The 4,517-nt window shown below is 58.1% G+C and carries 6 protein-coding genes; all 6 read right to left on the bottom strand.

Features of this window, described 5'->3' with window-relative positions:
- Positions 1-30: 30 nt before the first annotated feature.
- Entirely contained in the window at positions 31-306 is a 276-nt protein-coding gene (locus HP459_RS21640) for a YfcL family protein (protein WP_022648861.1), read from the bottom strand.
- Between the two features lie 13 nt (positions 307-319).
- Positions 320-865, bottom strand: a complete 546-nt coding sequence (locus HP459_RS21635) for an elongation factor P hydroxylase (RefSeq protein ID WP_023300646.1) — start codon at positions 863-865, stop codon at positions 320-322.
- Positions 865-1,674: a sulfite exporter TauE/SafE family protein gene (locus HP459_RS21630; RefSeq protein WP_022648863.1), complete on the bottom strand. Its 810-nt coding sequence runs from the start codon at positions 1,672-1,674 to the stop codon at positions 865-867. The genes HP459_RS21635 and HP459_RS21630 overlap by 1 nt, the downstream gene beginning before the upstream one ends.
- Complete coding sequence (gene mepA, locus HP459_RS21625; protein ID WP_045621155.1) at positions 1,674-2,498, bottom strand: penicillin-insensitive murein endopeptidase; 825 nt, start codon at positions 2,496-2,498, stop codon at positions 1,674-1,676. The genes HP459_RS21630 and mepA overlap by 1 nt, the downstream gene beginning before the upstream one ends.
- 2 nt (positions 2,499-2,500) lie before the next feature.
- Positions 2,501-3,586 carry a chorismate synthase gene (gene aroC, locus HP459_RS21620; RefSeq protein WP_023306656.1) on the bottom strand — a complete coding sequence of 362 codons (1,086 nt, stop codon included), beginning with the start codon at positions 3,584-3,586 and terminating at the stop codon, positions 2,501-2,503.
- A 60-nt stretch (positions 3,587-3,646) separates the two neighbouring features.
- Positions 3,647-4,517 (bottom strand): 50S ribosomal protein L3 N(5)-glutamine methyltransferase (gene prmB / locus HP459_RS21615; protein ID WP_171936816.1); only part of this gene is annotated, 871 nt, incomplete at its 5' end.

Here is a 4,517-nt window from a genome sequence, read left to right as displayed (position 1 = left end):
CAAAAGGGAGAGGGAAGAGAAGGCGGCAACTTAGCGTTTAGCCTGCTGGAACAAATTGTCCCACATGCCCAGCACTAAAGACTGGTCGCGTGGAGACAGTTCCCCGGCCAGAATGGCTTTTTCAAGGCTGCGAGTAACTTCCGCGTGAACGGCGTCGGCAGAGTGATCGTCCCCTGCTTCCAGCGCGGCTACCGCCAGCGTCAGGTGACCACGCAGATAACCGCTGGCGAACAGCTCATCATCGCTGGCGTGTTCCACCATGTCATCAATTAACGCCAGAATGCGTGATTCAAATTCTGCGATCATCTTCTTTCCTCTGTTATAAATCTTCCGGCCACGGGAAGCATTCCGCCGTGATCTCCGGCGTATGGTAATAATTTTGTAAAGCCTCGATCAGGCGTGCCGGACGTTCCGGGATGCCTTTCTCAAGATATTCCATCACCTGCGCATGCACGCGGCGCTGGAAGACGATACGGTCTGGCTCGAAGTCGCCTTCAAGGTTGTCACAGCTGACGTTGAACGGGAAACCCGCCGCCACGCAGAACAGCCACTCCAGCGCCTGCGGTTTCACCTCCACATCTTCGAACTGCCCCTGGGTGGCGGCGTCGCGCCCGTCCGGGCAGTACCAGTAACCAAAGTCCACCAGCTCGCGACGCGCTTTCCCCGCGATGCACCAGTGCGAAATCTCGTGCAAACCGCTGGCGTAAAAGCCGTGGGCAAAGACGATGCGGTTGTATGAAACCTGGTCATCAGCAGGAAGATAGATCGGTTCGTCGTCGCCTTTAATCAGACGGGTATTAAAATCATCAGCAAAACAGCTGTCGAAGATCTCAATCAGCTGTTCGTATTTATGCGTACTGTTCATTAGTTCATCCCCAACCAGGTGAGGATCTCCTGTCCATGGCTGTCATAAAGAAGTTTGGCGCTCATCACCGCCGAGACAACAACAATCATCGGGCGGATCAGCTTTTGCCCTTTGCTTAATACCAGACGCGAGCCTGCGCGCGCGCCCAAAAACTGCCCCGCCATCATCACAAATCCGGTAGCCCAGATAACCTTGCCGCCAATGATAAACAACAGCAGGCCGCCAACGTTGGAGGTTGCGTTGAGGACTTTGGCGTGGGCGGTGGATTTGGCGAGGTTGAACCCGGCCAGCGTCACGAATGCCAGCGCGTAAAACGAGCCTGCCCCCGGACCAAAGAAGCCGTCGTAAAAACCGACGCAGCCACCGGCAATCAGCGCAAACGGCAGGCCGTGCAGTCGCCGCGCCCGGTCTTCCTCGCCGAGCTTTGGCATCAGTAAGAAATAGAGGCCAATACAGATAACCAGAATCGGCAGGATCTGGCGCAGAATGTCGGACTGTACGTGCTGGACCAGCAGCGCGCCCGCCGTCGAGCCAATAAACGTCATCAGGATATTGAGCTTCTGATCGGCAAGATTCACCACTTTGCGCCGAACAAAGTAGAGCGATGAGGAGAGCGAACCGCCGCATGCCTGGAGTTTGTTGGTGGCAAGCGCCTGGGCAGGGCTCATGCCTGCCGCCAGCAGCGCCGGAACGGTGAGCAACCCGCCACCGCCCGCCAGGGCATCGATAAATCCGGCTAACATCGCAACAAAAAAGAGCACCGCCAGCAGCAGCGGTGACACCATAAACAGATCGACGAAATTATCCATTAAAGTACATGCTCATCCAGTAGCGCCTGGCAGGAAGGCGGCAACGGAGGCGGTGTCTTCTTCTCAGGCTTAGAGGTTCCAGGCTTGGCCGGTTCAAACCAGCTTTGCAGTTCGTAACCACAACCATCGCCAGGCGGTGGCAGCGGCTGATCTTCACATTCCAGGCTGTTCGCCGGGCAGCGCAGGCGAACATGCATATGCGCCCGGTGCTGGAACCACGGGCGCACTTTACGCAGCCAGTCGCGATCCGTTCCCGCATCCAGGCAAAGCTGCTGCTTGATGGCCGGGTTAACAAAGATCCGTGTGACGTCGTTATCCTCTGCCGCCAGCTTAATCATGCTGGAAATTTCCGGCGACCAGCGCGAGGTTACGACCCGTTTACCGTCGGCCGAGACCAGATCCAGCGCCTGCGGTTTCAGCAGCTGCGCTGAGCTCCAGCGCGTTTTCGGCAGTTGCAGGAAGATGTCCACATCCAGTCCGGTCTGGTGGCTGGCGTGACCGCCGTTGAAGCGACCACCTGCAGGCATCCCCATATCGCCAATCAGCATCGTCCCCAGCCCCAGGTTATGCACCTGGTTGCCAAGACGCTGAATAAACAGTACCAGGTCAGGATGGCCGAAGTAACGGCGCTGGTCGGTGCGCATCACCTGATAGGTGTCCGACTGCAGCGGAAGTTCCTGCGCGCCGACGATACACCCGTTGGAGAAAGCGCCAATGGACTGCGCGCTTCCCGCTACCGGGTGGGTGATTTTCTGCCACGGCGTGGCGGCCAGGCTTGCTCCACTGGCCAGCAGCGCCAGCAGAGCGATTGCGGTTTTTTTCATAGTTACCAGCGTGGAATGGTGGTCGTCACATCCGCATTCTGCGCGCGCTGGCGCAGGAAGTGATCCATCAGCACGATCGCCAGCATCGCTTCTGCGATCGGTACCGCGCGGATCCCCACGCATGGATCGTGCCGTCCTTTGGTGATCATCTCTACTTCATCGCCTGAGCGGTTAATCGTGTGGCCCGGCACGGTAATGCTGGACGTTGGCTTCAGCGCGATATTGGCAATAATTTGCTGCCCGCTGCTGATGCCGCCCAGAATGCCGCCCGCATGGTTGCTCTGGAAACCCGCCTTCGTGATTTCGTCGCGGTTCTGGCTGCCGCGAAGCTTAACCACGTCAAAACCGTCGCCGATTTCAACGCCTTTCACCGCGTTGATGCTCATCAGCGCGTGGGCGATGTCAGCGTCGAGGCGGTCAAATACCGGCTCGCCCCAGCCAGCCGGCACACCGTCGGCCACCACGGTGACTTTCGCACCAATGGAGTCGCCCTCTTTTTTCAGGCCACGCATCAGCTCGTCCAGCGCGTCCAGCTTGTCGGCATCGGCGCAGAAGAACGGGTTAAGTTCTACCTGATCCCAGTCTTTGATTGCCAGCGGAATGTCGCCCATCTGGGTCAGACAGCCGCGGATAACGATGCCGAATTTCTGCTGGAGATATTTTTTGGCAATCGCACCTGCCGCCACGCGCATCGCGGTTTCACGCGCGGAAGAACGTCCGCCGCCGCGATAGTCGCGAAAGCCATATTTTTGTTCGTAGGTATAGTCGGCGTGGCCCGGACGGAAGACGTCTTTAATCGCGCCGTAGTCCTGGGAGCGCTGATCGGTGTTTTCAATCAGCAGACCAATGCTGGTCCCGGTGGTACGGCCTTCAAAAACGCCGGAGAGAATTTTGACCTGGTCCGGCTCGCGACGCTGCGTGGTGTAGCGAGAGGTACCCGGACGACGACGGTCAAGGTCATGCTGTAAATCGGCTTCGGTCAGTTCGATGCCTGGCGGGACGCCATCAACGATACAACCCAGTGCCAGACCGTGCGACTCGCCAAAGGTGGTCACACGGAATACCTGTCCAATACTGTTTCCTGCCATCACGGCTCCGATGTTGTTGTTTGTGTTTGAGCGTTGTGAAACGGGCCGAAGCCCGCTGGATTAATCTTTGTAAATGCTGAAGTATTCGCGTGCATCAAGCAGTTGCGTTTTGGTCAGCATAAAGACGCCGTCACCGCCGTTGTCGAACTCAAGCCAGGTGAACGGCACATCCGGGTACTGCTCTATCAGATGTACCATGCTGTTACCCACTTCACAAATCAGAACGCCATCGTCGGTCAGATAATCCGGCGCGCAGGCCAGGATGCGGCGGGTCAGCTTCAGCCCGTCAGAGCCTGACGCCAGGCCCAGCTCCGGCTCGTGACGGTACTCGTTCGGCAGATCGGACATGTCTTCGGCATCCACGTACGGTGGATTGGTGACGATCAGGTCGTATTGCAGCGTCGGCAGGTCGCGGAACAGGTCAGAGCGGATAGGTGTGACGTGATGGATCAGGCCGTGCTCTTCAATGTTATGTTCGGTGACGGCCAGCGCGTCGGTGGAGATATCGACGGCGTCCACTTCCGCTTCCGGGAAGGCGTACGCGCAGGCAATCGCGATGCAGCCGCTGCCGGTGCACATATCAAGTATGTGCTGCGGCTGATGGTTAATCAGGCCGTCAAAGTGGTTGTTGATCAGCTCGCCAATCGGCGAACGCGGCACCAGCACACGCTCATCAACATAGAACTCATGGCCGCAGAACCAGGCTTTGTTGGTCAGGTAAGCCACCGGAATACGCTCGTTCACGCGACGGATCACGCGCTCAACGATGCGGTGTTTTTCACTGGAGGTCAGGCGCGCGGTGCGCATGTCTTCCGGAATATCCAGCGGCAGGTAGAGTGACGGCAGCACCAGCTGGACGGCCTCATCCCACGGGTTATCGGTGCCGTGTCCGTACCAGATATTGGCGGCGCTGAAGCGGCTAACCGACCAG

The sequence above is a fragment of the Enterobacter sp. CM29 genome (assembly GCF_013179605.1).
Classification (GTDB): domain Bacteria; phylum Pseudomonadota; class Gammaproteobacteria; order Enterobacterales; family Enterobacteriaceae; genus Enterobacter; species Enterobacter intestinihominis.
The sequence above is the reverse complement of the archived record's forward strand: the minus strand, read 5'-3'. Positions and strand labels throughout refer to the sequence as shown.